Source organism: Armatimonadota bacterium, assembly GCA_031459855.1.
Classification (GTDB): Bacteria; Sysuimicrobiota; Sysuimicrobiia; order Sysuimicrobiales; family Humicultoraceae; genus Fervidifonticultor; species Fervidifonticultor primus.
The window spans coordinates 574,941-601,766 of record JAVKHP010000001.1 but is presented as its reverse complement, the minus strand read 5'-3'; the positions used below and the strand labels follow the sequence as shown (position 1 = coordinate 601,766).

At 72.5% G+C, this 26,826-nt stretch carries 26 protein-coding genes and 1 pseudogene; 19 read left to right on the top strand and 8 right to left on the bottom strand.

The genetic code is table 11. The annotated features are described in order from the left end of the window. The first annotated feature begins 23 nt into the window (after window positions 1-23). Window positions 24-1,316 (top strand): alkaline phosphatase family protein, encoded by a 1,293-nt coding sequence (locus tag QN157_02730; protein MDR7554498.1) that lies wholly within the window; start codon window positions 24-26, stop codon window positions 1,314-1,316. 86 nt (window positions 1,317-1,402) lie between these two features. On the opposite strand, the gene QN157_02725 is transcribed toward QN157_02730, so the two are convergent. The 5 genes from QN157_02725 to QN157_02705 are packed head-to-tail and all read right to left on the bottom strand — an operon-like array spanning window position 1,403 to window position 5,743. Further along, window positions 1,403-2,089: a YceI family protein gene (locus QN157_02725; protein MDR7554497.1), complete on the bottom strand. Its 687-nt coding sequence runs from the start codon at window positions 2,087-2,089 to the stop codon at window positions 1,403-1,405. Between the two features lie 2 nt (window positions 2,090-2,091). After that, window positions 2,092-3,465 carry a HAMP domain-containing sensor histidine kinase gene (locus QN157_02720; protein ID MDR7554496.1) on the bottom strand — a complete coding sequence of 458 codons (1,374 nt, stop codon included), beginning with the start codon at window positions 3,463-3,465 and terminating at the stop codon, window positions 2,092-2,094. Beyond that, window positions 3,455-4,141: a response regulator transcription factor gene (locus tag QN157_02715; GenBank protein ID MDR7554495.1), complete on the bottom strand. Its 687-nt coding sequence runs from the start codon at window positions 4,139-4,141 to the stop codon at window positions 3,455-3,457. The genes QN157_02720 and QN157_02715 overlap by 11 nt, the downstream gene beginning before the upstream one ends. A 28-nt stretch (window positions 4,142-4,169) precedes the next feature. Beyond that, window positions 4,170-5,129 (bottom strand): trypsin-like peptidase domain-containing protein, encoded by a 960-nt coding sequence (locus tag QN157_02710; GenBank protein ID MDR7554494.1) that lies wholly within the window; start codon window positions 5,127-5,129, stop codon window positions 4,170-4,172. A 35-nt stretch (window positions 5,130-5,164) separates the two neighbouring features. Next, complete coding sequence (locus QN157_02705) at window positions 5,165-5,743, bottom strand: sigma-70 family RNA polymerase sigma factor (protein MDR7554493.1); 579 nt, start codon at window positions 5,741-5,743, stop codon at window positions 5,165-5,167. A 354-nt stretch (window positions 5,744-6,097) separates the two neighbouring features. Here QN157_02705 and QN157_02700 point away from each other — a divergent pair, with 354 nt between their 5' ends. The 13 genes from QN157_02700 to QN157_02640 all read left to right on the top strand — a co-directional run bounded on the left by QN157_02700 (window position 6,098) and on the right by QN157_02640 (window position 18,908). Further along, a complete protein-coding gene (locus QN157_02700) occupies window positions 6,098-6,802 on the top strand; it encodes a FadR/GntR family transcriptional regulator (protein ID MDR7554492.1) in 705 nt (234 codons plus the stop codon). 4 nt (window positions 6,803-6,806) lie between these two features. Further along, a complete protein-coding gene (locus tag QN157_02695; GenBank protein ID MDR7554491.1) occupies window positions 6,807-8,036 on the top strand; it encodes a 4Fe-4S dicluster-binding protein in 1,230 nt (409 codons plus the stop codon). Between the two features lie 2 nt (window positions 8,037-8,038). Continuing rightward, the gene (locus tag QN157_02690; GenBank protein ID MDR7554490.1) at window positions 8,039-9,262 is read left to right on the top strand and encodes a pyruvate ferredoxin oxidoreductase; all 1,224 of its coding nucleotides are present in this window, start codon (window positions 8,039-8,041) and stop codon (window positions 9,260-9,262) included. A 53-nt stretch (window positions 9,263-9,315) separates the two neighbouring features. Beyond that, window positions 9,316-10,341, top strand: a complete 1,026-nt coding sequence (locus tag QN157_02685; GenBank protein ID MDR7554489.1) for a thiamine pyrophosphate-dependent enzyme — start codon at window positions 9,316-9,318, stop codon at window positions 10,339-10,341. A 239-nt stretch (window positions 10,342-10,580) separates the two neighbouring features. Further along, window positions 10,581-11,594 (top strand): tripartite tricarboxylate transporter substrate binding protein, encoded by a 1,014-nt coding sequence (locus tag QN157_02680; GenBank protein MDR7554488.1) that lies wholly within the window; start codon window positions 10,581-10,583, stop codon window positions 11,592-11,594. Between the two features lie 69 nt (window positions 11,595-11,663). Continuing rightward, window positions 11,664-12,137 (top strand): tripartite tricarboxylate transporter TctB family protein, encoded by a 474-nt coding sequence (locus QN157_02675; protein ID MDR7554487.1) that lies wholly within the window; start codon window positions 11,664-11,666, stop codon window positions 12,135-12,137. Between the two features lie 6 nt (window positions 12,138-12,143). Next, on the top strand, window positions 12,144-13,688 hold the full coding sequence (locus QN157_02670; GenBank protein ID MDR7554486.1) for a tripartite tricarboxylate transporter permease: 1,545 nt from the start codon (window positions 12,144-12,146) through the stop codon (window positions 13,686-13,688). Between the two features lie 8 nt (window positions 13,689-13,696). Next, a complete protein-coding gene (locus QN157_02665) occupies window positions 13,697-14,509 on the top strand; it encodes a cytidylate kinase family protein (GenBank protein ID MDR7554485.1) in 813 nt (270 codons plus the stop codon). A 34-nt stretch (window positions 14,510-14,543) separates the two neighbouring features. After that, the gene (locus QN157_02660; GenBank protein ID MDR7554484.1) at window positions 14,544-15,452 is read left to right on the top strand and encodes a tellurium resistance protein TerC; all 909 of its coding nucleotides are present in this window, start codon (window positions 14,544-14,546) and stop codon (window positions 15,450-15,452) included. 89 nt (window positions 15,453-15,541) lie between these two features. Beyond that, a complete protein-coding gene (locus tag QN157_02655; protein MDR7554483.1) occupies window positions 15,542-16,162 on the top strand; it encodes a lysophospholipid acyltransferase family protein in 621 nt (206 codons plus the stop codon). Between the two features lie 330 nt (window positions 16,163-16,492). Then, entirely contained in the window at window positions 16,493-16,939 is a 447-nt protein-coding gene (locus QN157_02650) for a DUF4395 domain-containing protein (GenBank protein ID MDR7554482.1), read from the top strand. Further along, a complete protein-coding gene (locus QN157_02645) occupies window positions 16,936-17,358 on the top strand; it encodes a thioredoxin family protein (protein ID MDR7554481.1) in 423 nt (140 codons plus the stop codon). The genes QN157_02650 and QN157_02645 overlap by 4 nt, the downstream gene beginning before the upstream one ends. Continuing rightward, entirely contained in the window at window positions 17,355-18,908 is a 1,554-nt protein-coding gene (locus QN157_02640) for an ABC transporter substrate-binding protein (GenBank protein MDR7554480.1), read from the top strand. Before QN157_02645 ends, QN157_02640 begins: the two co-directional genes overlap by 4 nt. 10 nt (window positions 18,909-18,918) lie before the next feature. On the opposite strand, the gene QN157_02635 is transcribed toward QN157_02640, so the two are convergent. Beyond that, window positions 18,919-19,611 carry an RsiV family protein gene (locus tag QN157_02635; GenBank protein MDR7554479.1) on the bottom strand — a complete coding sequence of 231 codons (693 nt, stop codon included), beginning with the start codon at window positions 19,609-19,611 and terminating at the stop codon, window positions 18,919-18,921. Between the two features lie 182 nt (window positions 19,612-19,793). Here QN157_02635 and proS point away from each other — a divergent pair, with 182 nt between their 5' ends. Then, entirely contained in the window at window positions 19,794-21,236 is a 1,443-nt protein-coding gene (gene proS / locus QN157_02630) for a proline--tRNA ligase (GenBank protein ID MDR7554478.1), read from the top strand. 12 nt (window positions 21,237-21,248) lie between these two features. Beyond that, window positions 21,249-22,046: a Crp/Fnr family transcriptional regulator gene (locus QN157_02625; protein MDR7554477.1), complete on the top strand. Its 798-nt coding sequence runs from the start codon at window positions 21,249-21,251 to the stop codon at window positions 22,044-22,046. Between the two features lie 12 nt (window positions 22,047-22,058). Here QN157_02625 and QN157_02620 read toward each other — a convergent pair whose 3' ends face one another. Both QN157_02620 and QN157_02615 read right to left on the bottom strand, forming a co-directional pair. Beyond that, a complete protein-coding gene (locus tag QN157_02620; GenBank protein MDR7554476.1) occupies window positions 22,059-22,475 on the bottom strand; it encodes a cytochrome c in 417 nt (138 codons plus the stop codon). 110 nt (window positions 22,476-22,585) lie between these two features. Then, window positions 22,586-23,125: a hypothetical protein gene (locus QN157_02615; GenBank protein MDR7554475.1), complete on the bottom strand. Its 540-nt coding sequence runs from the start codon at window positions 23,123-23,125 to the stop codon at window positions 22,586-22,588. Between the two features lie 270 nt (window positions 23,126-23,395). Between QN157_02615 and QN157_02610 the strand changes: the two are divergent. The 3 genes and pseudogenes from QN157_02610 to QN157_02600 all read left to right on the top strand — a co-directional run bounded on the left by QN157_02610 (window position 23,396) and on the right by QN157_02600 (window position 26,672). Beyond that, window positions 23,396-23,893: pseudogene (locus QN157_02610) on the top strand (DUF3179 domain-containing (seleno)protein). Between the two features lie 135 nt (window positions 23,894-24,028). Continuing rightward, window positions 24,029-24,985 carry a hypothetical protein gene (locus QN157_02605; GenBank protein ID MDR7554474.1) on the top strand — a complete coding sequence of 319 codons (957 nt, stop codon included), beginning with the start codon at window positions 24,029-24,031 and terminating at the stop codon, window positions 24,983-24,985. Between the two features lie 223 nt (window positions 24,986-25,208). Then, a complete protein-coding gene (locus tag QN157_02600; GenBank protein MDR7554473.1) occupies window positions 25,209-26,672 on the top strand; it encodes a YbaK/EbsC family protein in 1,464 nt (487 codons plus the stop codon). Window positions 26,673-26,826 lie beyond the last annotated feature (154 nt).

Sequence of the window (26,826 nt, the reverse complement as noted above, 5' to 3'; positions counted from 1 at the left end):
GCTGCGGAGGGCGGTGGGTAGCGATGAGCGCGGCCAGGATCCTCTACGTGGTGCTCGACGGGCTGGGTGACCGGCCGGTGCCCGCGCTGGGCGACCGGACACCGTTGGAGGCCGCGGCCACCCCGCACCTCGACCGGCTGGCGGCAGCGGGCCAGCAGGGGCTGGTCACCACGGTGGGCGAGGGGCTCGCGCCCGAGTCCGACGTCGCGGTGACCGCGATCCTGGGATACGACCCAACCCGCTACCACGCCGGGCGGGGACCCCTGGAGGCGATCGGCGTGGGCCTGCCGTTTCACGACGGCGACCTGGCCCTGCGCGGCAACTTCGCCAGCGGCGGCGAGGGGCGTCGCATCGTGGACCGGCGCGTGGGCCGCACCCTCACCTCGGAGGAGGCCCGGGTCCTCGCCGAAGCGGTCACCGCGCAGCTGCGGTTGGAGGCTGCGCCCGCCCGGGTCGTCGTCGCCGCCTCCATCGGGTACCGCTGCGCGGTCGTGTTCTACCCCCAAGGCGGCCGCCTGAGCGCGCAGGTGTCCAACACCGATCCCGCCTACGCGCGGGTCGGGGGACTGGGGATCGCGCTCAGCACGTTCGTCGACGACGTGGCCGTCTGCCAGCCGCTCGACGACAGCGCCGAGGCGGCCGCGGCGGCAGCCCTGGTCAACGAGTTCACCGAGAAGAGCCGCGCGATCCTGGACGCCCATCCGGTGAACGTCCGGCGACGGGCGGAGGGGAAGCTGCCCGCCAACCTCATCCTGCTGCGCGACGCCGGCGACCACCTGCCGCACGTTCCCTCGATGACGGACCGGTTCGGCCTGCGCTGGGGCTGCTTCGTGGAGATGCCGGTGGAGCGCGGGATCGCCCGCTTCCTGGGCATGAGCGTGGTCGAAGTGCCCCACCGGGCCGGTGCGCCCCGGGCCGACGTCTACCGCGCCTGGGCCGAGCGCGCGCTGGAGGTACTCCCGGCCCACGACGCGCTCTACCTGCACCTCAAGGGGCCCGACGAGCCCGGGCACGACGGCGATGCCGACGGCAAGCGGCGCGTCATCGAGGAGATCGACGCGCACTTCTTCGGCACGCTGGTGCCCCGGCTGGACCTGGCGGCCACGCTGGTGGCTGTGACGGCCGACCACGCCACCCCGTGCGCGCTGCGGGGGCATGCGGCCGACCCGGTGCCGTTGCTCCTGGCAGGTGCGGGCGTGGACCCCGACGGCGCCGGGCGGTTCGGGGAGCGCGCCGCGGCCCGCGGGGCGCTCGGACGGCTGTCGGGGGTGGAGATCGTGCCGCTGCTGGTCGCGCGCCGCGCCGCGGGCGGCTAGGGGGCGCGGGCCCAGCCCGCCTCGGCGCCAACCCTGGGAGGCCGTCTCGGGCGGTGCGTCCCGCGGGGAAGGCGCGATGCGGCCGGCTACGGGGCGGCCCGGGCGACGATGTGGAACTCCAGGCGGACGTCGTTCTCGGCCCGCAGGATCCCCAGGATCGCCGGCGGGTCGAAGCCGAAGTCGGTCATGCGGATCTGGGTGGCGGCCACGCCGGTGAGCGTCGTGCCTTCCAGCTTCAGCGTGGTGTCGAAGGTGACGCGGCGGGTCGTCTCGCGGACCCGGAGGTCACCCGTGATCTTCAGCCGGAGCTCCTGGCCGTCGGTGTACGTGGCCGGCAGTCCCTCGATCGCCGTCGGCGTGAAGGTCGCCAGCGGGTAGCGGGCCGACTCCAGCCACCGCTCGCGGATGGCGTTGTCACGTCGGGCTGAGTCGGACCGGAACTGGCTGATGTCGACGGTGATGGTCCCCACGCGGCTGTTGCGCGGTGCGGCGCGGTCGATGACGATCTCGCCGCGGACCGCGGTCGTCGTGCCCTCGGCCACGTTGAAGCGGTTGTTCTGGTTGAGGAACACCTCGCCGACACGGTAGATGACCTTGGACTCCCCGGGGACGATGACGTAGCGCTGGGGTCCCGGTGTCGGGGCCGCGGTGACGTCCGCAGACGAGGACAGCGGGACGCTGACCGCGACGGCAGCCAGCAGGGCCCAGACGGCCCAGGGTGCCCGTCCGCGCCGGTGCTGACATCTCGTCCAGGTCGTCGAACGCGTGTGCACACTCACACCTCCTGCTCGTCACACGGGGCTGTCCGCACTGCGCGGTCACCTGTTGGGCTGCGACCTGCAGCCGGGTTGCCCGGGAGTTCGTCGTACGGGTGTGTCCGTGTCGGTCCCTCCCCCGCAGCAGGCCAGCGGGCACGGTGCCCCGCGACGGATCCTCCAGGCGCAGCACCGCCCGTCGCCGGGAGGGTGACCACCATCCGGCACCCGCCGTCCTGCCGGTTCTCGGCCCGGACCTGCCCGCCGTGCGCTTCCACCAGGTGCCTGACCACCGTCAGGCCAAGCCCCGAGCCCCCGGCGGTCTCCCGGGCGGGATCCGCCCGGGCGAAGGCGTCGAAGATCCAGGGCAGGCGCTCGGGCGGGATGCCGGGCCCGCTGTCGTCCACGACGAGCTGCACGACGCCGTCCGTGCGCGTCACCGCGATGCGGACCAGGCCGCCTGCGGGCGTGAACCGGATCGCGTTGTGCAGCAGGTTGTGGATCACCTGCGTCATGCGGTCGGGGTCGGCGTCGACGACCGCAGGCCCGGCGGGCGCCACGGTGGCCAGCACGCCGCGTTCCTCGATCCACGGCCGCAGCACCTCCACGGCGTCGGCGCACAGCGCCGCCAGGTCGATCGGCCGGCGGCACAGCGTCAGACGGCCGGCTTCGGCCAGGGCCAGGTCGCGCAGGTCGGTGATCAGCCGCTGCAGCAGCGCGCTCTGGCCGTACAGGGCGGCCAGTCGGGCGGGGGTCGGAGCGAGGGTGCCGGTCACCATGGCCTCCAGGGTGCCCTGCACGATGGCGAGCGGCGTGCGCAACTCGTGGGCGACCGCGGCCAGGAACTGGCGGCGCAGGCGCTCGCTCTCGCGCAGGCGTGCGACCATGGCGTTGAACGATCTGGCCATATCCTGCACTTCCCGCTCGCCCTCGACGGGCACGCGCTGCGCCAGTTCTCCTGCCGCGATGTCGGCCGCGGCCTGTCGCAGGGCCCGCAGCGGCCGGGCGACGCGCCTGGCCAGGAGGAGACCGCCGAGGGCGGCCAGCAAGCCCGCGCTGCCGCCCCCGAGCCACAGCGCCCGGTCCAGGCCCGCCACGAGCGCGCGGTGCGCGGCGGCCAGCGGCCCGACGTCCCCTGCGCGCAGGACGACTTCCCGGACCTCCGGAGGCTGGTCGCTCATCCACGCGACGTCACCACGGCGCATGCGCTCCTGGTAGGCTGCCACGTGCTGCGCGCTGAGGTGGCGCGCCCACAGGCCGACGAGCCCCGCCGTGGCCACCGCCACGGTGGCGAGGGCGACAGCCAGCGACGTGGCCAGCGTGAACGTCCGTCCGCGTTCCGACGCGGTCGGGGCCGCGATGACGTCGCCGCGACCGCGCACCTCAGGCGCCATGGGTCCTCCCCCCGAACTTGTAGCCGACGCCGTATACCGTCAGCACGTACCGCGGATGCCTGGGGTCGTGCTCGATCTTCTGGCGCAGGTTCTTGACGTGGGCGTCCACCGTCCGCTCGAACCCCTCGAACAGATGGCCGTAGACCCGCTCGATGAGCTGCAGGCGGCTGAAGACCTGCCCGGGGTGCCCGGCCAGGGTTTCCAGCAGCCGCCACTCGGTGGGGGTGAGCCGCACCGCGGTGCCGTCGACGGTCACCTGCCGGGTGCGGAAGTCGATGCGCAGTCCATCGACCTCCAGCACATCGCGGCCGTCGTGCCGGTGGCGGCGAAGCACGGCGCGGATCCGGGCCTCCACCTCGCGCGGGCTGCACGGTTTGGCGATGTAGTCGTCGGCGCCCAGCTCGAGCCCGCGGATCCGGTCGTCTTCCTGGTCGCGTGCGGTGAGCATGACGATCGGGACCGGCGCCAGCGCGCGCAACCGCCGTGTCACCGCCCAGCCGTCCAGCCGCGGGAGCATCAGGTCCAGGACCACCAGGTCGGCGGCGCGCTCCTCGAACGTGCGCAGAGCGCTCTCGCCGTCGCGCGCCACGTACACTTCGAACCCGGCCCGCGCCAGGTGGGCCTGCAGCAGCGCGGCGAGCTGCGGCTCGTCTTCGACCACCAGCACCCGCGTCATCTCATCCATCCCCCCGCGGCGGGCGCGCTCACGGACGCACGCCCAGGGTCACCGCCACCTCGAGCCGCGTGCCGCCCCGCACGATGGCCAGCTGCACGCGCCGGCCCGGCTCGCGCTCGCCCACCGCCACCAGGAGGTCGGTCCACGTCGCGATCGGGATGCCGTCCAGCGCGACGATCACGTCGTCGGGCCGCAGGTCCGCGGCCGCAGCGGGGCTGTCGGGCACCACCTCGCGAATCAGCGCGCCGCGCTCTGTCGCCAGGTGCCGCTGGCGCGCCAGGAGCGGCGTCACGGTCTCCCCCGCGACGCCGATCCACGCGCGTTCCACGCGGGCACCCTCGCGCAGCGCGGGCAGCGTCGCCAGGATGACGTCGCCGGCCACCGCCAGCGCCCCCCCGCCGTCGGCCCACGTTCCTGCTATCACTAGACCGATCACCTGCCCCTGCCGGTTGAGTACGGGGCCGCCCGAGTTGCCGGGGGCCACGGAGGCGCTGACGCGCACCAGGATGTCACGGGCCAGGCCCGGGAGGGAGACGCGGGGGGCTGTGACCTCGCCGGTGGTCATGACACCGGCGCGCCCGCGCGGCGCGCCGATGACCACCACGGGCTCGCCGGCGCGCACGGGGCCTCCCACGACCTCCAGGGTCGGCAGTGGCGCCGGCGGGCGCACCGCCAGCAGCGCCAGATCGCGGCGTGCATCGTAGCCCTTGAGGGTGGCGCGCAGGAGGCGGCCGTCCGGGAACTCCACCGTCACCTCCTCGGCGCGCCGCGCCACGTGGGCGGCCGTGAGCAGCAGGCCCTCCCGAGCGATGGCGAAGCCGGTGCCGATACCGTTGCGCCCGTCGCGCACCACCTGCACGACCGCGACAGCCGGCGCCGCGCGGTCGTAGACCGCCTGGGCGTCGGCCAGCGCCGGGGATGCGGCCACACCCGGGCGCAGGCTCGCGGCCAGCGATAGGACGGCGACGAGGACCGCGAACGCGCGCACCGGACCTCCACGCCCTGACGTCTGGGGCGGGGCGTTCATGGTGCCGCCTGCAGGCCCTCCAGGTGGCGGCGCAGCCGGCGGCGGCCGCGCAGCAACCTGGACATCACCGTGCCCATGGGGATGCCCATGGTGGCGGCGATCTCGCGGTAGCGCAGGGCGTGCACGTCGGCCAGGACGACCACGCGCCGAAACGGTGCCGGCAGCGCGCGAAGCGCGTCAGCGAGCCGGGGGTCCAGCACGGCTTCCACGCGGCGGGTGGGGTCGCCCGCGTCAGATGACGCCGGCCACGCGGGCAGGCGCGCCGGCTCGTCCAGCACGTCGTCGAGCGGCACTACTGCTGGCGCGCGGCGGTACGTCCGCAGCCGGTCGATGTACGCATTGCGCAGGATGCGAACCAACCAGCCGGTGGGGTTGCGGGCGTGGCGGAACGTGTGGAAGGACCGCCATGCCCGCAGCAGCGTCTCCTGGACGAGGTCGTCGGCGTCGGTCGGGTTGCGGACGAGACGCATGGCGGCGCTGCGCAGCAGGCCCAGTCGCCTCCCCACGAGATCCTCGAAGCGTCGCTGGGCGTCGTTCGCGCGCTGCGCCGCGTCTCCCTCCGGCGTGACGACCATCGCCACCTCCGCCCGACGTCGTCCGGTGCCGGCTCGAGCCTAGCCGGTCCGTGTGAAGGTTCGGTGAAGGCGACCGGTCGTCTGCCGGACACGCGCTCGACGTGCGATGCAGGGCATCCACCGCCCACGGCAGCCATCGGGCCCGGGGGCAGCACGAGCGGAGCAGCGCGCCCCCGTGGCACCGGAACGGGGCCGCGACTGCTGTTGCAGACCGGCCGGCCACCCTGACAGCCTTGACAGCACTGGCGGTCGTTCCGATAATGCCCCTAAAGGCAGACGTTGGACCATTGGACCTTTTTTGAGCCGATGAGTCAAGAATCTCGCCCCGGGCGCCTCGCGGCGACCCTGGAGCCGGTGCGGCGGACGAAGGTATACGAGGAGGTCGCAGCACGGCTGCGGCGCCTGATCGCCGACGGCCACCTGCGCCCCGGTGACAAGCTGCCGCCCGAGCGCGAGCTCGCGCAGGCGCTGGGCGTCAGCCGTACGTCGGTGCGGGACGCCATCCGCGCACTGCAGATGGCGGGGTTGCTGGAGCCGCGCCAGGGCGAGGGCACGGTGGTGCGGGAGGTCTCGCCCGAGTCGATCATGGCGCCCCTGGCCTCGGCGCTGCTCACCCGCCGCGACCTGCTGGCCGACCTCATGGCGGTGCGCAAGATGATCGAACCGGCCATGGCCCGCGAGGCCGCGCGCCGCGCCACCCCCGACGAGATCCGCCAGATGGAGGCGATCCTCGCCCGCCAGGCCGCCAAGATCGAGGCCGGCGGGCTGGCCATCGACGAGGACACCGCCTTTCACGACATGATCGCGCGCGCCTCGCGCAACCAGGTGGTGCTGAAGGTCATCGACGTGCTGATGGACCTGCTGCGCGAGGGCCGGGAACGGTCCCTGCAGGTGCGCGGCCGGCCGCAGCGGTCGCTGCGGGGGCACCGGCAGATCCTGGAGGCGATCCGCCGGCGCGACCCCGAGGCGGCCGCCCGCGCGATGCTGGCTCACCTGGAGCAGATCGAGGAGACGCTGCTGCCGGCGCCCGAACCCGTCGGCGCGGCCAAGGGGGTATAGGCCCATGGACCGCAGTTACGCCGTCGAGATCATCTACCGCGGCATCTTCCAGAAGACCCTGGCCAAGCACATCAGCCGCGGGCTGGTGCTGGCGGCGGCCAAGGAGGGCAAGACCGGCATCTCCTTCGGGCGCTACGGCGACTCGCCCGAACGCAACGGCATTCCCGCCAAGAACTTCGCCATCATCGCTCCCGACGAGGTCACCCTCGAGGAGAGCATGGCCCAGTACGAGCCCAAGCAGGTGGACGTCACGGTGGTCGTCGACGACACCCTGTGCAAGGGTGTGGAGTCCTGGGCGTGGTACGGCCTGCAGCCCGTCAACCGGCTGCTCGGCCCCGGCGGTAAGCTGGTTGTGACCAGCATGCTGGGGTTTGACGACCTGCTGAAGATGATCCACGCCAAGGACGTGCCCTACGAGCTGGCCATCGTGCGCGGGATCCCCTCGTTCTCCGGGCTGTGGGTCTTCAAGGACGACCACACCGACGTCCGCATCCTGGGCACCATCGCGCGGCTGGTGCCGGAGATGCTCTCGCTGGCGGCGATCGAGGCCGCCATTCGCGACGAGTGGAAGGACGAGTTGAAGGTCACCTCCGCCCGCAAGGCCTACAGCCGGGTCGAGACCACGGTGGTGCCGCCCGGTGTCGGGAACCCCGAGCAGCCCTACGCGTTCACGCTGCCAGGCTGGCGGGAGATGCCCGAGGGCATCGCGATCCGCAACATCCCCATGGGGGGTGCCATCACCGATCCCGTGACCGGCCAGGTCGGCGGCTACCGCGCGGCGGTGAACCCCTACTTCAAGAAGTTCACCACCCGCACGATGCGGCCGGTGATCGACTTCGAGAAGTGCATCAAGTGCACGCTCTGCTGGCTGCAGTGCCCGGACTCCTGCTTCGACGTGACCCCCGACGGCCTCTACGACGTGCGCATGGAGTCGTGCTGCGGCTGCGGGGTGTGCGAGGCGGTGTGCCCCATCGAGCACTGCATCACCATGGTCAACGAGAGCGCGTTCACGGACAACCGCAGCCAGTGGGAGATGTGGAAGGCGGACCGGGAGGGCTATCGCGCCTGGGTCGCCGAGAAGATCAGCGCCCGGCCCGAGCGGGCCCACGGGTTCCGGCTCCGCGGGCTCTACCAGGAGCAGATCAAGGCCCTGGCCGCCGTGGGCCTGGCCCCCGGCGGCGAGGAGAAGGTCGGCCGCGAGGACACCACGGAAGCCAGCGCAGGAGGGGCGTGACAATGGCGACGGTACAGGAACCGACAGTCGCCCTGGGCGACAAGGAGGAGCTCATCAGCGGCAGCGAGGCCATCGCGGTGGCCTGCAAGCTGGCCGACGTCGACGTCATCACCGCCTATCCCATCCGGCCGTACGACACCGTGATGCAGTACGTGGCCAAGCTGGTGGCCAACGGCGAGATGGACTGCGAGTACATCGTCGCCGAGAGCGAGCACTCGCAGTTCGAGATCGTCAAGCACGCCTCGGCGGTGGGCGCCCGGGTGTTCGTGGGATCCTCGGGCGTCGGCTGGATGTACGCCTTCGAAGCCCTGACGGTCACCCCGGCCCTGCGCATCCCCATGGTGGCCATGGTGGGCAACCGGGCGCTGGACGATCCGGGGGCGTTTGGCGTGGAGCACAACGACGCCCTGGCCGTGCGCGACCTGGGCTGGATGCTGGTGTGGGTCGACACGGCGCAGGAAGCGCTGGACACCGCCCTGCTGGCGTGGCGCATCGCCGAGGACCGGCGGGTCTTCCTGCCGTGCGCCATCGGGTGCGATGGGGCCTTCCTGACCCACTCCCAGGCGCTGGTGCGGATCCCGGCGGCCGAACGGGTGCGCGAGTTCCTCCCGCCGTATAACCGCGGCGACCTGCGGCTGCACCCCGACAACCCCATCACCGTCGCGCCGCAGGCCAACGAGGACTGGGTGATGGAGATCCGCAAGCAGAACGACGCCGCCATGCGGCGTGCGCCCCAGGTGATCCGGGAGGCCTACGCCGACTTCGAGCGCATCTTCGGCCGCCGCTACGGCAACCCGTTCTTCGAGGAGTACGAGACCGAGGACGCCGAGGTGGTGCTGCTGGGCATGGGCACGCTGTCCATGCCGGTGAAGGTGGCCATCCGCAAGATGCGCAAGGAGGGCCGCAAGGTCGGGTTCGTGCGCCTGCGCTGGTTCCGGCCGTTCCCGACCGAGGCGCTGGCGGCCTGCCTGGGCCGGTTCGCCGCCGTGGGCGTCATCGACCGCGACTACTCCTTCGGATCGCCCTACTACAGCGGCGTCGTGGCCAACGAGGTACGCACCGCCCTCTACGCCGCCCCGCAGCGGCCGCCGGTGGTGGGGTTCATCTGCGGGCTGGGCGGCCGCGAGGTCACGGTGCCCAACGTCCGGGAGATGACCGACTACCTGTACCGGGCCGCCGGCGGCGAACGGCTCGTCGACACGTACTGGATCGGGTTGCGGGAGTAGCCCGCCGGCACCGCCGCGGGCGGGAGCGTGCTGCACAAGGGAGCGTGGCGACCATGGCAGATGCGGTGGAGACCTATCCGGTCCCGACCCTGGAGCCGTTCAAGGGGGTCAAGAAGGTGCCGCTGGAGGAGTACTTCACCTCCGGCCACCGGACGTGCCAGGGGTGCGAGTCGGCCCTGGTCATGAAGCTCATGGTGAAGGCCGCCGGGCCCCGCACCGTGGTGCTGGGCAGCACCGGGTGCATGTACGTGGCCAACACCACCTACTACAGCACCTCGTGGGTGGTGCCCTGGATGCACACCCAGCTGGGCAGCAGCGGCTCGGCGGGGCTGGGCACGGCGGCGGCCCTGAAGGTGCTGATGCGCAAGGGCAAGATCCCCGTGGAGCCGATCAACGTCATCGCCTTCTGCGGCGACGGCGGCGGCGCGGACATGGGGCTGTCGGCCATCTCGGCGGCGCTCACCCACACCGACTACAACTTCCTCATCCTCCTCTACGACAACGAGTCCTACGCCAACACCGACATCCAGCTCTCCGGCGTCACGCCGTGGGGCGCCCACACCACGTTCTCGCCACCGGGACGCATGAAGCGCATCCTGCACACCCGGTGGAAGAAGAACGTGGCCGGCATGCTCGCCGCCGGCCACCCCGAGTGCCGGTACGTGGCCACCGTGTGCGCCTCGTACGCGGTGGACATGATGAACCGGGTCCGCAAGGCCCTGTCCATCGGCGGGCCCACGTTCATCCACTCGCTGGACCCCTGCCCCAAGGGCTGGGACTACGACCCCATCCTCTCCCACGAGCTCGGCGAGCTGGCGGTGGAGTGCGGCATCTGGCCGCTGTACGAGGTGGAGAACCACCAGCTGAAGCTCTACGGGAAGACGCGGGGCATCGCCGAGGGCCGGACGCGGCGCAAGCCGGTGCGCGACTACCTGCTGCGGCAGGGCCGCTTCGCCCACTTCACCGACGACGACATCGACTACTTCCAGGCCAAGGTCGACGAGATGTGGGAGAAGTGGATCATTCCGGGCGTGATCCCGTTCTGGAGCGACATCGTGCGGGACAAGCCTCCGGCGTAGCCGGGCGGGCCGTGACCCGCGATGCTGCGTCGATGGGCAGAGGCAGCCATGGCGGCGGCACCGCACAGGGCGGTGCCGCCGCACACATTCTTGACCGCGTCGGTGAGGTATTCCGACTCCACGCCCGGGGACCACGGAGCAGCGCGGCGGCCCCGCCTTGTCATCGCCGCGGTCCCCGCGCGCCGCGTGGAGGACGCGCTGCGGGTACATCAACATCGCGCCTGGGAGGTGGCGTGGGCATGGAACGGTGGCGTAGAGCGCGCGTGAGCGTCATGGGGGGCCTGGGGGCCGTGCTGCTGGCTGTGGCCCTGGCCTGGGGAGGACCGGCCTGGACGCCACGCCGTCCGGTGGAGTGGACGATCCCGGCCGGGACCGGAGGCGGTGCGGACCAGCAGGCGCGCTTCATCCAGCCCCTGATCGAGAAACACCGGCTGTCGCCGCAACCCTTCATTCCGGTGAACCGGGCCGCCGGGGCGGGCACCCAGGCGTTCCTGTGGATGATCGACAAGACGGGCGACCCGCACACGATCCTGATCACGCTGGACAACCTGTTCGCGACGCCCGTCGCCCAGGTGATCCGCAAGCGCGACGGCTCCCGGTTCTCGTGGCGGGATCTCACGCCGATCGCGCGGCTGCTGCTCGACCACTTCGTGCTGTGGGTGCACGCCGACTCGCCGTGGCGCACCGTGGCCGACTTCCAGCGGGCGGCGCGGGCGGCCCCGCCGGGCAGCCTCAAGATGGCCGGCACCGGCTCCAAGCAGGAGGACGAGATCATCATGGTCATGCTGGAGCAGGCGTGGGGCGTCGACTTCACGTACGTCCCGTTCCCCGGCGGCGGGGCCGTGGCCGGGGCACTGGTGGGCAAGCAGGTCGACTTCACGGTGAACAACCCCATCGAGGCCGTGGGCCACTGGGAGGGCGGTCGGGTGCGGCCGCTGGCGATCTTCGCCGCAGAGCGGGTGCGGGTCGGCAAGTGGGGCGAGATCCCCACGATGAAAGAGCTGGGCTTCCCGCTGGAGTACCAGATGCTGCGCGGGATCTTCGGGCCGCCGGAGATGCCGGCCGAGGCCGTGGCGTTCTACCAGGACGTCTTCCGGAAGGTCATGGACACCCCGGAGATGACCGAGTTCATCGAGCGGGGCGCCTACACCAAGGCGTGGCAGACCGGCCCCGAGTTCGTGCGGTGGCTGCAGGAGAAGGACGCCGCGGTGCGCAGCCTGATGGTGAAGGGAGGGCTCGCGCCCAAGGAGTAGCGCACCGAGTTGCTGGGGCCGCGCGCGACGGCGCGCGGCCCCAGCGCAGGGCTCCTGGCCGCATCCCCCATGCAGCGAGGCGAACTGCTGATGGCGCTGGGCCTGGTGGCCGGCGCGCTGCTGTTGGTCCGCGAGGCCCTGCGGCTCCCCATCGCCTGGACGAGCGCAGGGCCCGGCCCCGGCTTCTTCCCGTTCTGGCTCGCCGTCGGCGTCACCATCGTGGCCGCCGTCATCCTGGTCCGGGCCTGGCGCGCCGGGCGGCGGCGCGACGAGCCCTTCGTCCCCCCGGGCGCCTGGAAGCCGCTGGCGATCGTCTTTTTCCCGATGGTGGCCGTGGTGGCGCTCATCCACTACCTGGGGATCTACCTGGGCGGGGCCCTGTACCTGGCGGGCTACATGCGGCTGGTCGGGCGCCACCGCTGGGCACAGGTGGCGGTGGTCAGCGTCGCCCTGCCGCTGGTGCTGTTCCTGATCTTCGAGCGGTGGTTCCTGATGCCGATGCCCAAAGGCCTGGCCCTGGAGTGGTTCCTCTATGGACGGTAGCCCCCGATGAGCCTGCTGGGGATCTTCCACGACCTGCTCTACGGGATCGGGGTGGCGGCCTCGCCCACCAACCTCTTCGTGGCGGCCGTGGGGCTGCTGCTGGGTACGGCCATCGGCGTCCTGCCGGGCCTGGGCGGGACCAACGGCATCGCGCTGCTGCTGCCGCTGACGTTCCGGCTCCAGCCGACGTCGGCCATCATCCTGCTCTCGTCGGTCTACTGGGGCGCCATCTTCGGTGGCGCCATCACGTCGATCCTCTTCAACATCCCGGGCGAGCCCTGGTCGGTGGCCACGACGTTCGACGGCCATCCCCTGGCCAAGCAGGGCAAGCCGGGGATCGCGCTGGCGGCGGCCTTCACCTCGTCGTTCATCGGCGCGTTCATCTCCATCGTGCTGTTCACGTTCTTCGCGCCGCCGCTGGCCGAGGTCGCCCTGAAGTTCGGCCCGCCCGAGAACTTCGCGGTGCTCCTGCTGGCGTTCGCCACCATTGCGGGCCTCGAAGGGGGCGACCCCCTCAAGTCGGTGCTCATGACCCTGCTGGGGCTGCTGCTGGGCACCGTCGGGTTCGACATCGTCAGCGGCTCGCCGCGCATGACCTTCGACGTGGTGGCCCTCCAGAGCGGCATCAACTTCATCGTGATCGCCATCGGCCTGTTCGGGCTCGGCGAGATCCTCCTGACGGTGGAGGAGGGGTTGCGGCTGGAGGGCGTGCGCGCGCGCCTGAGTTTCCGCGACGTGTGGGAGACGTGGAAGCTGTTCCCCCGCTACGTCTGGACCATCATCCGGGGCACCGCGCTGGGGTTCTGGATCGGCGTCCTGCCCGGGACCGGGGCCACGCCCGCGTCGTTCATGAGCTACGGCCTGGCCAGGCAGTTCAGCCCGCGCGGCCACCGGTTCGGCACCGGCGAGGTGGAAGGGGTGGTGGCGCCCGAGACGGCAGCCCACGCGGCGGGCATCGGAGCGCTGCTGCCCATGATCACGCTGGGGATCCCGGGTTCGCCCACGGCCGCGGTGATGCTGGCCGGTTTCTTCATCTGGGGCCTCAACCCCGGACCGCTGCTGTTCCGGGAGCAGCGGGAGTTCGTCTGGGGCCTCATCGGCTCCATGTACCTGGCCAACGTCATCGGCGTGCTGATCGTCCTCACCATGGTGCCGGCGTTCGCGGCCATCAACCGCATCCCGTTCGGGATCCTGGCGCCGCTGATCGTCATCCTCTCCAGCGTGGGCGCCTACGCCGCCAACAACCAGGTCCTCGACCTGTGGATCATGCTGGCGTCCGGGCTGGCCGGCTACCTGTTCAAGAAGCTGGGGTACCCGCTGGCGCCGCTGGTCGTGGCGCTGGTGCTCGGCGACATGACCGAGCAGGCGCTGCGGCAGAGCCTGATCATGGGCCAGGGCTCGCCGGCGATCTTCCTGCACCGTCCCATCGCCCTGACCTTCATGGCGGCCGCGCTGGCCCTGGTGGCGTTGCCGGCCCTGCGGGCGCTGCGCCGCCAGGCCCGCGGGCGCCGGGGCGCCGCCCCCGCACCCGCGCCGGCGCCGCGGGGCTAGCGGCGCAGATGGGTATCGTCGCGTTCACCCGCGAACTGGGCAGCCTGGGCACCTTCATTGCGGAACGGCTGGCCGTGCGCCGCGGCTACCGCTACGTGCGCCGCGAGATCCTGGAAGCGGCGGCGCGGGTGGGCGAGGTCAGCGAGGAGGCGTTGCTCCGCTCGGTGGAGCAGGCGCCGGGGCTGTGGGAGCGCCTGAGCCTGCCGGCGCGCCGCAACTTCCACCACGTGGCTGCCCGGGTGCTGGAGGTCGCGGCGGCCGACGACGTGGTGATCCTCGGGCGCTGGTCGACCATGCTGCTGCGGGGCGTACGCCACGCGGTGCGCGTGCGCGTCTGCGCCCCGCTGGAGGTGCGGGTGGCGCGCCTGACGGAGCGGCTGGCGGTGCCCCGCCACGAGGCCCAGGCCCTGGCCCAGCGGTACGACGACGGCGTGCGGGCGCGCCTGCGACAGTTCTTCGACGTGGAGTGGGAGGACAGCGACCTCTACGATCTGGTGGTCAACACCGAGCGCATCGCGGTGGAGCCGGCGTGCGAGCTCATCGAGCGCCTGCTGGACGACCCGGCGTTCCAGCCTGACGACGCCTCGCGCCAGGAGGTGGCAGACCGCGCGCTGGCCGCCCGCGTGGCGGAGGCGCTGAAGATGGACGACCGCCTGGGCCACGTGGACCTGCAGGTGACGGCCCGCGGCGGCACCGTCACGCTGGCAGGGGTCGTCTTCGACCCCGACGAGCGGGCGGCCGCGGTCGCGGTGGCTCGCAGCGTACCGCGGGTGACGGCGGTGGCCGACGAGATCACCGTGGCGCGGATGCCGCTGCGGTGAGGGCGCTGTGGCGGGAACGGGGTGAGTGACGGGCGTGCCGGCGATCGACTGGAGCGCCATCCTGATCGTCCTCCAGCTGGTCTACCTGGAGGGGATCCTCTCTATCGACAACGCCGCGGTCCTGGGCGCCATGGTCTCGGCCCTGCCGCGCCACGAGCCGATCCCCTGGCCCCGGCCCCTGCAGTTCCTGGCGCGGCCGGTCCACCGGCTGCTCGGCGGCCAGCAGATGGCGGCGCTCAAGGCGGGCCTGCTCGGTGCGTACCTGGGGCGGGGGACCATGCTGTTCGCTGCCGCCTGGGTCGTGCGCAATCGCTGGCTGCTGCTGGTGGGCGGCCTGTACCTGATCTACCTGGCCATCACCCATTTCGGCGCCGAGGCCGAGAAGGCCGAGCTGGCCGACCGCAGCGACGTGCTCGTCGCCGCCTCGCGCGCGTTCTGGGTGGTGGTCCTCAACGTGGAGCTGGCCGATCTGGCCTTCAGCCTCGACAACGTCGTGGCCGCGGTGGCCCTGTCCCGCGAGATGTGGGTCATCCTCACCGGCGTCTTCCTGGGGATCGTGACCATGCGGTTTGCCGCGGGCATCTTCGTCCGGCTCATCGCCCGCGAGCCGATCCTGGAGGCCGCGGCCTACCTGCTGGTGTTCGCCATCGGCCTCGAGGTGCTGGCCGAGGACCTGCTCGCCGTCCACATCTCGCACCTCCACAAGTTCCTGATCTCGGCCGGGATCCTGGCGGCCTCGCTGCTCTACGCGCACGTCCCGGCGCTGCAGGCGCTGGGCGCGCGGCTGCGGTGGCTGCGCCGGGCCCTGGCCGTCGTCAGCATGACGGCCCGCCGGTTCCTGCGGCCGGTGGGCGGCGCGGTGCGCGGCAGCCTGCGGGCGGGCCGGTGGGCCGTGGCGACGATGCGCGCGACCGTGCGCAACCGCCGCGCGACGCTCCCGTGAGCGGTGCCGCGGGCACCGCGAGCCCGCGGCGGGCGGCTAGTCCGCGTGCGCCCGTAGCGCGGTGCGGCGGCGCCGGCGCGCACGCTGCGATGGCGGCGGAGCGGGGAGCGGTCGGCCCCCCGGAGAGCCGGTGGTTCTGGCTGGTGCACCGCGCGGTGCGCGGCCTGCTGCGGGTGTACGTGCGCTTGCATGTCGAAGGACGGGAGCACTATCCGGCGGGACCGGCGGTCCTCGTCGCCAACCACCGCAGCGCCCTCGACCCGCTGTTCGTCGCTGCCGCGGTGCCCGAGCGCATCCTCTTCGTCGCGGCGGCGGAGTTCCTGGAGTGGCGCGGCATCGGCTGGGTGATGCGCGCCTACGGTTGTATTCCGGTCCGGCGCGGCGAGGTGGACCTTCCGGCGGTGCGTCAGGCCGTGCGCGCACTCGCCGCAGGACGCAAGGTCGGCGTCTTCCCCGAAGGCCGCGTCACGCCCCATCCCCTGCCACCGCACCGCGGCGCCGCGCTCATCGCCGCCCGCGCCCGCGTGCTGTTGGTGCCCGTGGCGGTGGCGGGTTCTGCTCGGGTCTTTCCGCTGGGGGCCCGCGTGCCGCGGCCAGGCGCCGTGCGCGTGCGCTTCGGCCCGCCGCTGCCGCCACCGGCGCAGACCCGCGAAGCCATGGACGCGGCGCTGGCGGCGACGATGGCGTGGATCGGGCAGCACGCGTCATGACGGGCGCCCGGTTCCACCCGCCTTGCCATGGCACCCGGGCCGCCTTGACACGCCACCCGGGTCCTGGTACAAGGGCGTCAAGGACCGACTGCGCCGATGCGGCGCGGTGAGGTGGTCGTGATCCTGTCCCGCTTGTATCCTGGCGCCATGCTGTACGCTCCGCGGAAATGCATCTGTCCGTGGCGGAGGTCGCCTGGCGCCTTCGCCGCTTCCCTGCTGTAACCAGCTTTCACCCCTAGCGCAGGCGCCGGCGACGTCTCCGCCGCAGGCCGTGGGACGGGCGGGAGCCGTCCGCCCGCTCGGATTCTGGTGCAGGCGAGGGATGGACGCATGTCGCAGATGCCGATGGTGGATCAGACCGCGATCAAGTTCGCCCAGACGGTGGTGGCGCTGTGGATCGTCGTCGCGGGCGTCTTGAACGCACCCTGGCTCGTGCTGTTCCTGGCAGCGGCCCTGGCGCTCAGTGCCGCCACGCCCGAGCGCAGCCTCTTCCGGTGGCTCTACCAGCGGGTGGCGGTGCCCCTGGGCGTGGTCCGCCCCCGGGTGATTCCCGACGACCCCGCCCCCCACCGCTTCGCCCAGGCGCTCGGCGCGGGCGTGCTCTGGGTGGCCACGCTGGCGCTCTTCGTGGGGGCGTCGGTCGCCGGGTGGGTGCTGGCGGCGCTGGTGGCGGTGCTGGCGCTGCTCAACGTGGTGGCCGGGTTCTGCGCCGGGTGCTTCGTCTACTACCAGCTCGCGCGGCGTGGCTGGCTGCGCCGCCCGGAGGGCTCGTCGTGACCTGGCCCGCGCCGGTCGTGGCCCTGGGGGTCGTCGCGCTCGTGGTGGGGGGCGTGGCCCTGGCGCTGGCGTGGCGTCGTCGGCGGGTGCTGCGCCAGGGGGCAGCCGACCTGGTGGCGGCTTACGGCGTCAATGGCGCCCGAGCCCTGGTGCTGTCGTTCGTGACGCCGGCGTGCGCGTCGTGCAAGACCGTGCAGCGGCCGGCGCTCCAGGCCCTGGTCGGGCGCTTCCCCGGCCAGGTCGTCGTGGCAGAGGTGGACGCGCTCCGCGAGCGAGGGCTGGTGAGGCGGTTTGGGATCCTCACGGTGCCCAGCACCGTCGTCATCACCAGCGATGGGCGCGTGCGCGCCGTCAACACCGGCCCTGCGGCGGCCGAGCGGCTGGCGCGGCAGCTCGGGGTGGAGGGGGACGGTCGATGAGGCGGCGAGCCTACGTCCTGGGCGTCCTGGGGCTGGCCGTGGCGGTGGTCGCGGCGATGGCGCCACCGGGCACGGCGCAGCCCGTCCGGGGTGGCGTCTTCCGCATGGCGCACATCGGCGAGCCACCGACGCTGGACCTGCACCTGACCACCGCGGTGATCGTCCAGGACATCATGTTGCACGTCTACGAGCAGCTCTTCGCGCTGGACAGCCGCTTCCAGCCGCAACCGATGCTAGTGGAGGCGTGGCGCCTCAGCCCGGACCGCCTGACCTACACCTTCACCCTGCGCCGTGGGGTGCGGTTCCACCACGGGCGCGAGCTGACCGCCGACGACGTGGTGGCGTCGCTGCAACGGTGGGGCCGGCTCGCCACGCGCGGGCGGGCGCTGTTCGCGGCGGTGCGGGCGCTGGAGGCCGTCGATCCCCGCACGGTGGTCCTGCGGCTCAAGGAGCCCTACAGCCTGGTGCTGCTGGACCTGGCCTTGCCGCTGCAGGGCGCCGCCATCTACCCCAAGGAGGTGGTCGACGAGGCGGGTACCGGACCGATCCGCCGATACATCGGGACGGGGCCCTACCGGTTCGTCGAGCATCTGCCGGACCGACACGTGCGCCTGGAGCGGTTCGACGGGTACGCGAGCCGCAGCGACGCCCCGGACGGGTTTGCGGGTCGCAAGACCGCCTACCTGGACACGTTGCTCTTCGTCCCCGTGCCCGACGTGGCCGTCCGGATCGCTGGCGTGCAGCGCGGGGAGTACCACTTCGCCGACAGCGTCCCCCAGGACGAGTTCGCCCGGCTGCAGGCCGACCCGGCGGTCGTGCCCTTCATCCCACCCGTGCCACTGTGGTTGACCACCGTCTTCAACAAGCGCAGCGGGCCGTTCGTCAACCGCAAGCTCCGGCAGGCATGGCTGGCGGCGCTGGACATGGAGGCCGTCATGCGGGGCACGTTCGGGTCCCCGCGGTTCTACCGTCTGGATCCCGCGCTGCTGCCCAAACCGCACTACATGTGGACCGACGTGGGGAAGGAGCACTACAACCAGAAGAACCCGGAGCGGGCGCGGCAGCTGCTGGCCGAGGCCGGCTACCGCGGCGAGCCCATCAAGTGGATGACCACCATGGAGTACCAGGCCTACGGGGTCTCCGCGCAGATCGCCAAGCCCATGCTGGAGCGCGTGGGCTTCGTCTTCGACTTTCAGGTGGTCGACTGGGCCACGCTGATCTCGCGCCGCAACCGGCCCGACCTCTGGGACGCCCTCAACACCGCGCAGCTGACCTTCCCGGACCCCACCCAGGTGCTGGTGCTCAACGCCTCCTGGCCGGGCTGGTACGAGAACCGGGAGATGCAGGCGATGTTGACGTTGCTGGCCCGCCACGCAGATCCCCGGGTGCGCATGGAGATCTGGCGGCGCGCGCAACGGCTGTTCTGGGAGGACGTCCCGGCGATCAAGTACGGCGACTACTTCCTGCTGCACGTGCACCGCCGCGAGCTGCGCGGGTACACTGGGCAGCCGGGCCACGCCTTCTGGAACGTGTGGTTGGAGCGGCGGTAGCCGCTTTGCCTCAGTCCCGCCGCAGCAGGGTCCGGCGGAACCACGGGCCCAGGTCGTCCAGGGTGAGCTTCACCTCGAAGCTGCCGGCGGCCAGGGGGCCCAGCACACCGGGCAGGAAGACGTAGCGAAGCCCGTCGGGCTCGACGATGAACCGGTCGAGGATGTCGTCGGGGAGGATGGTCAGGCGTCCGCTGGTGACCGCCGGCGCGCCGGCGTCGCGGAGCTTGCGCACCACCTGCCGGCCCACGAGGCTCCGGTAGGGCGCGCCCGGGGCGAAGAGGTCACGGAGCTGCAGGGCTGCGATGCGCCCGTCGAGCCACCCGTAGTTGAAGACCACGAGATACGGATAGGCCGAGCCCGCGCCCGTGGTCTCCGTGATCTCCAGGTGCAGGCTGATGAGGCGCCACGGGTCGTAGAAGGTGACGCGCGGGATCGCGACGTACGCGGCCGGCTGCACCTGGGGCGGCCCGCCCTCGGCCGGTGCCGCGAACAGCCGCGTCCAGAGGCGCAGCTCGTTGTGCACCCACTCGTCCACCGCCCGGTTCACCGCGCGCGCCAGCGGCGTGCGGGCGGTGAACTGCGGGTAGCGCACCGACACCTCGTAGGCCCCGGGCCGGGCGGCGTGGAGCGTCCGGTAGGTGGTCGCTGCGCCCGCCGGAGCCGCCAGCAGCACCACGAGCGCGGTGGCCAGCACGCTGGGCATGGGCACCTCCACAGCGGCCGATCGCGGCCGATGTCGCGCACGGGATTCGACGGGCGGCCCTCGAACCCTGGCGCCCGGCGCGCCCCGCGCGCCCCCTGCGGTTGCTGCCCGCCCGGGGCGCGTGCTAGACTGCCCTACGCATCCGGGGTGATGCACACCGCGAGGGCCGCACCGGGGGGAGCATGTCCACCGACGCCCAGACGTTCGTCAAGGAGATCCCCAGCAAGACCGAGGCGTTCGCCGAGTGGTACACGGCCGTCTGCCTGAAGGCCGAACTGGCCGACTACTCGCCAGTGCGCGGGTGCATGGTGATCCGACCGTACGGCTACGCGCTGTGGGAGGGCATCCAGCGCTGGCTCGACGAGCGCTTCAAGGCCACCGGCCACCAGAACGCCTACTTCCCCCTGTTCGTGCCCGAGTCGCTGCTCAAGAAGGAAGCCGAGCACGTCGAGGGGTTCGCCCCGCAGGTGGCGTGGGTCACCCACGGGGGCGAGGAGCCCCTGGCCGAGCGTCTGGCGGTGCGCCCCACGTCGGAAGCCATCATCATGCCCATGTACGCCAAGTGGATCCAGTCCTACCGCGACCTGCCGGTGCTGCTGCTGCAGTGGAACAGCGTGGTGCGGTGGGAGAAGGCCACGCGTCTGTTCCTGCGGACCGCCGAGTTCCTCTGGCACGAGGGGCACACCGCCCACGCCACAGGGGAGGAGGCCGACCAGGAGTGCCGCACGATCCTGGAGATCTACCGGCAGCTCCTCGAGGACGTGCTGGCCATTCCCGTGGTGGTGGGCAAGAAGCCGCCCTCGGAGAAGTTCGCCGGCGCGGACTGGACCTACACCCTCGAGGCGCTCATGCCCGACCGGCAGGCGATCCAGGCCGGCACGAGCCACTTCCTCGGGCAGAACTTCGCCCGCGCGTTCGGCGTGAAGTTCCTCGACCGGGACAACACCGAGAAGTACGTGTGGACCACGTCGTGGGCGGTGACGACACGCCTGCTCGGCACGCTGGTCATGGCCCACGGGGACGACCGGGGCCTGGCGCTGCCGCCGCGGATCGCCCCGCTCCAGGTGGTGGTGGTGCCCATCCCGGGCAAGGAGGGCGACAGGGTACTGGCGGCCGCCCGACAGGTCACCGAACGCCTGCGCGCCGTCGCCAGGGTGCGGCTCGACGACCGGGACGAATACACCCCGGGCTGGAAGTTCAACGACTGGGAGATGCGCGGGGTGCCGCTGCGCGTGGAACTGGGGCCCCGTGACCTGGCCGCCGGCCAGGTCACCCTGGTGCAGCGCACCGCGCCGGGCCGCACCGCCGTGCCCCTGGACGGGCTGGAAGCCGCCGTGCAGGCGGCCCTCGAGGAGGTCCAGCGAGCCTACTACGCCCGAGCCCGGGCCTTCCTCGACGCGCACGTCGTCGAGGCCGACACGCTGCAGGCACTGGAGGCGGCGATCCGGGAGCGGCGCGGCTTCGTGAAGGTCGGCTGGTGTCAGGACCAGGCGTGCGAGGACGCCGTACGCGAGCGCACGGGCGCCTCCCCGCGCGTCATTCCGCTGGACGACCGCCCGCGCGGTGCGTGCGTGGTGTGCGGGCGGCCGTCTGGGGCGACGGTGTACTACGCGCGGGCCTATTGAGGGGACCCCGCGATGAGCGCGTCGTGGCTGCGGCGCACGTTCCCCCGGGCCAGCGGGCCGCCCGGGGGTAGGCCCGTGGCGCCGCCCGAGCGGCTGGGGGAGCGCGCGGCGCAGGCCGAGAAACTCTGGTACCTGCAGCGCATCAACCTCTTCGCCGACATGACCGCCGACGACATGCGCCGCCTGGCGGAGCGCACCCAGATGCGGCGGTACGCGCGCGGTCAGGTGATTGCCCACCCCGACGATCCGCCCGACACCATCTACCTCATCAAGGAAGGTCGCGTGAAGCTCTGTCGGTACTCGCCCGCGGGCCGCGTGCAGATCCTGGCTCTGCTCGAACGGGGTGACATCTTCGGGGAACGGGCGCTGGTGGGCGCGCCCCCCGAGGTGCACTGCGAGGCGTTCGAGGACACGCTGGTCTGCGTCCTGCGCCGTGAGGACTTCGAGGACCTGGTGCGCCGCAAGCCCGAGCTGGCGTTGCGCGTCGTGCGCGTCCTGGCGGAGCGGCTGCGCGACGCCGAAGAGACCATCGAGCGGCTGGCGCTCCACGACGTGCCGGCCCGGGTGGCCGCGCTGCTCGTACGCCTGGCCGAGGCCTACGGCGAGCCACACGGGACCGGGCGGCGGCTGGCGCTGCGGGTCACCCACCAGGACCTGGCCGGAATGGTCGGGGCCACCCGCGAGACCGTCACGCTGACGCTCACCCGCTTTCGTGACGAGGGGCTCATCGCCGTCGAGGACCGGCACATCGTCGTCCGGGACCTCGCCGCCCTGGCCGTGCGCGGCGTGCGCACCGCCTCCGACGGCTGAGGTGCGGCCAGGCTACCGCTGGAGGCTCAGCAGGTACGCCAGCAGGTCGTTGACGTCGCGCTCGGAGAGCTTGAACTGCTTGGCGCTGGGCATGCGCGAGGGATTCTCGAAGCCCGGCACGATGTAGGCCTGGGGATCTTCGAGCGACTCGCGGAGGTAGGCCACGATCCCCGGCCAGGTCCGGCCGGGGCGGTCGCGGGCCAGGTCCAGGCGTGCGACGTTGGTAAGGTCGGGCGCCACCTGACCGCCCACGCCGTTGATCGTGTGGCAGCCGTTGCACCCCATCTGCCCGAACAGCTCGGCGCCCCGCTGGGGGTTCCCGCGGACTTCCGAGCCGTCGGCTCCCCGGAACACGGGTGGCTGGCGGCTGCAGGCAGCGGCCAGGAGCGCGACGACAAGGAGGACGGCGACGGGAGCGCTCCCAGGCATCACTCCCGCCGCCGTCTCCCGGGTGCGGGCGCCCGCCCCGCCGCGGGCGTCTGCCGTGCGAACTGGCCGCACGCCACTGTCCCCCCCGGCGCGCGTGCGGCGCACGAACCCTAGCTGCCGCACCGCGGCGCGGCGGTCGGCATGAAGGCGGTGTCGGTCGTCCCGGGCCTGACGTCGCCCCAGGGCATCTTGAAGCCCGGGCCCACCGCCATGTGCTTCAGCCAGTAGCCCGGCTCGCCGGCCTTGGCGCCGCCGTGCCCGGCGTCCCAGGCGGCGACCTTGGCCGTGCGGTGGAAGTGCGTGAAGCCCTTGCCGGCCAGCGCCTCGATCCGCTGCTGGTCCTCGGCGCACCAGCGGCCGCGGACACCGAACCCCACGTAGATCACCCGGGTGGCCTCGGCGTAGGGCTTGTCCAGGTGGATGAACGTCACGCTCCGGTCGTCGCCCACCGCCCAGATGTGGTCGGGCGCGTCGGTCTCGAACGGGCTCTTGTACGAGAGCTGCTCGGCCAGCTGCTTGCCCATCTGCTGGGCGAAGGTGTCGCTGAGCTTCGCCTGCTGGGCGCCGGCGCGGTAGCCGGCGCCGAACGCCACCAGCACCAGCACCAGCGCCACGGCCAGGCCCACCAGCATCGTGCGTGCGGTCCGCATGGTCCATTCCCCCCTCGTCCGGAGCTTGTCGCGCCCTGCCTGGAGGTTCCGCGTGCCTCCGACGGGTACGCGTATCTCCCAGGATACGCGGGAGGTCGGGGTGCGCTGTGAGCCTCCTTACAAAATCGAGGCGCGGCGGCGGTATAGAATCGGCCTCGGGCGGTGGGGTCGCAGGATGCGGTCGGCAGGGTGCGGTGAGCAGCCGGTCGCGGCATGACGACGCGACCTGGGGGGTGAGGGCGATGGAGGCGCGCCTGCGAGACGGGCCACAGCCGTCCCTACGGCCGCAACCCCTACGTCGGCTACGACGACATCAACGCCTCCCCGTTCCTGTACACGGGGCCGGCCGATCGGCGCCTGCGGCCCATGGAGCGCGTCGTGACCGTTTCGCTGGGCGGCGAGGACGCCGCGTATCCGTTCAGCGCCCTGGCCACCGTGGGCGTGGTCCACGATGTCGTGGGCGGCGTGCCCATCGTCGTCTTCTACCAGAAGGGCACGGCCTCGGCGCTGGACGCCGGCGACATCGCCGCCGGGCGCGACGTCGGTGCCGCGGCGGTGTTCTCGCCCGTGCTCGACGGCCGCCGGCTCACGTTCGCGGCGCGGGGCGGACAGTTCGTGGATGCGGCCACCCGCAGCACCTGGAACATCCTCGGCCAGGCCACGGGCGGGCCCCTGGCGGGGCGGCGGCTGGCGCCCGTACCCCACGGCAACCATTTCTGGTTCTCGTGGGCGTCCTACCGGCCGCGGACACGCATCTGGACGCCATAGGCGGTCCGTGCGCCGCGCGCCGCACGCGCCGACCCGCCTCGGGCATCGCCGGCCGCGACCGTGGTGCAGCCGGTGCGGTTCGGCATGAGACCGCTACGGGTCCCTTCAGGCGTCCGCAGGTGGGTGTGGCGTTGCGTGCTGGCGCTCGTCGGCGCCGCGTGGGTGGTCGGCGCGGGGCTCGGGGGCGTGGCACCGCGCACGGCGTCGTTCGTCACGGGCGTCGCCCAGGCGCACCGCCTGGGCAGGCCTGTGCCCGACGTCACGGTGTTGCCGCAGCCCACCGAGCAGATCACCTGGCTCCTCTCGGTGCGCCTCGTCGACGACGACTCCCGCGAGCCCGTACGCGGAGCTACGGTGCGCGTGGTGCCGTCCATGGCCGAGCCGCACCGCATGGTCCTGCCGGCCGTGACCCTCGAGGAGTCGCCGTTCGTACCCGGGCTGTACAGCGGCGCGGTTACGTTCCTGCACCCCGCCCGGTGGACGCTCACGGTGGAAGTCTTTGGACCGGTGACTCCCGTGCGCAAGGTCCTGGACGTCGACGTGACCCCTCCAGCCCGCAGCGGGCCTGGCACTCCTGGGCGCGTCGCCAGTGTAGCGACCACCATCACCGGCCTCCGGCTCGGCGCGCGGGAGTGGCTCGGCCTGGCGGTGCTCGCGACGCACCTGGCGGTCGGGACTACCTGGGTCGCCGGCCTCGCGCTGGCGGCGGCACGGCCGCCACGAGCCGCCGGGCTCCGGCGGCTGGTTGCGCTCTCGTGGGCTGCGGCCGCGGTGATGATGGCGACGGGCGTCTACAACTCGCTCTACGGCATGCCGGTGCAGGTCGAGTGGTTCCGGGGCGGGGTCGGGGCGCACGTCGCCGCCTTCGCCCGGGTGCCGTTCGGGCCGAGCTACGGCCTGCTGCTGCTGGCCAAGCACGCGCTGATCGCCGCGCTGCTCGGTGTCCTCGCCGTGCTCACCGTGCTGGCGCGCCACCCCGCACCGGCAGGTCGCACGGCGCGCTGGGTGCGCGTTGCCGCGGGCCTGGGTGCGGTCGTGCTGCTCTTGAGCGTGGGGCTAGGGTATCTCCACCGGCTGATCGCGCACTTCTAGGAGCGGTGCCCGGGCGATCTCGGCGGGCGGGATCACCGGTCGATGCTCTGTGGTCTCACGCGAAACATCCGAGGACCTGTCCGGACGATCCACGTGGCGAACGCCCGCACCTGGTTTCTCAACGCGTCACGGCCGTCCATGGCCTCCCCGGCCGCAGCATGGCGCACGCGTCGTGGCGTCGCGACGGCAGGAACCGCCTCGGCCCCCGAGAACTGTGAGAACGATGCGGCATCTGCACCTGCAGCGTCCGCTCGTCTTCATCGACCTGGAGACCACCGGCATCTCGCCCACGGCCGACCGGATCGTCGAGATCGCCATGATCAAAGTGCACCCCGACGGCCGGCGCGAGACCTACCTGCGCCGCGTCAACCCCGGCGTGCCCATCCCGCCGGAGTCCACGCGCTTCCACGGCATCACCGACGCCGACGTGGCCGGCGCGCCGTCGTTCGCGGAGATCGCCGCCGAGGTGCTGGCGTTCATCGGCGACGGCGACCTCGCGGGGTTCAACATCCAGCGGTTCGACCTGCCCCTGCTGCGCCGCGAGCTGTCGGCGGCCGGCTGCCGGCTCGACATGGACGGCCGCGCCGTGGTGGACGCGCAGATCATCTACCACCGCAGGGTGCCACGCGACCTCGCCGCCGCCTACCAGTACTACTGCGGGAAGGACCTGACCCAGGCCCACAGCGCGGGCGCCGACATCGCCGCCTGCGTGGAGGTCCTGGACGCGCAGCTCGCGGCCTACCCCGACCTGCCGCGTACCCCCCACGAGCTGGACGCGTACTTCACGCCGCGGGATCCCACCTGGATCGACCCGGAGGGCCGGTTCGTCTGGCAGGACGACGAGGCCGTGGTGAACTTTGGGCCCGAGGGGATCCGCGGCCGTCCGCTGCGGGAGGTGGCCAGGCGGGACCCCGGCTTCCTGCAGTGGATCCTGCGCAAGGACTTCCACCCCGAGGTCAAGCTGATCGTCCAGGACGCGCTGGCCGGACGGTTTCCGACGCGCCGCCGCGGGATCGGCGTGGCCCCTGTGGCCGGCGGGGCACCGGCATCCGGGCAGCCTCCATCTCCCGACGGATCGCCCGGGGGCGGAGAGGGCGGGTCGACCAGTCGGGCCACCCGGGGGCAGAGAGAGGGGCCGACCGTCGGGCCACCGGAGACGCCTTCCCCGGCTGGTGCGCCGGTGTCAGGACAGGCCCCTGACCGTCCGGCCGCCCGCACGCCCGCGACCGAGCGCGTGGTGACGGCCCTGCGCGCGGCGGGCATCGCCGCCAAGGTCCTGGAGTTCCCGCAAGGGACGCGCACCGCCCAGGAGGCCGCGGCGGCTGTCGGCACCAACGTGGCGCAGATCGTGAAGTCGCTGGTCTTCCTCGCCGACGGGCGGGGGGTGCTGGTGCTGGTCTCCGGGCGCAACCGCGTGGACCCCGGGCGGCTGGCCAGGGTGCTGGGGGCGACGCGGGTCGAGCGCGCCGATGCCGACCGTGTGCGCGCCCTCACCGGCTTCGCCATCGGCGGGGTGCCACCGGTGGGCCACGCCACGCCGCTGGAGGTCGTGGTCGACGAGGACCTGCTCGCGTACGACGTCGTGTACGCGTCAGCCGGCACGCCCACGGCGGTGTTCGCGGTGTCGCCCGCCGACCTGGTGCGCGCCACGGGTGGGCGGGTGGCGCCGGTGGGGCAGCCGCAGTAGGGCCTCTTCCGTCACTCGACGCTGCGGTGCAGGGCATCACCGCAGATCTCGCAGATCTTGTGGGGACGAGAGTGTATGCGCCGCGGGAAGGAATCCACCTCAGGCGACGTTGTGCCCATCAGCGGGTTGAAGGCAAGGTTGCGGTGCTGAGAGG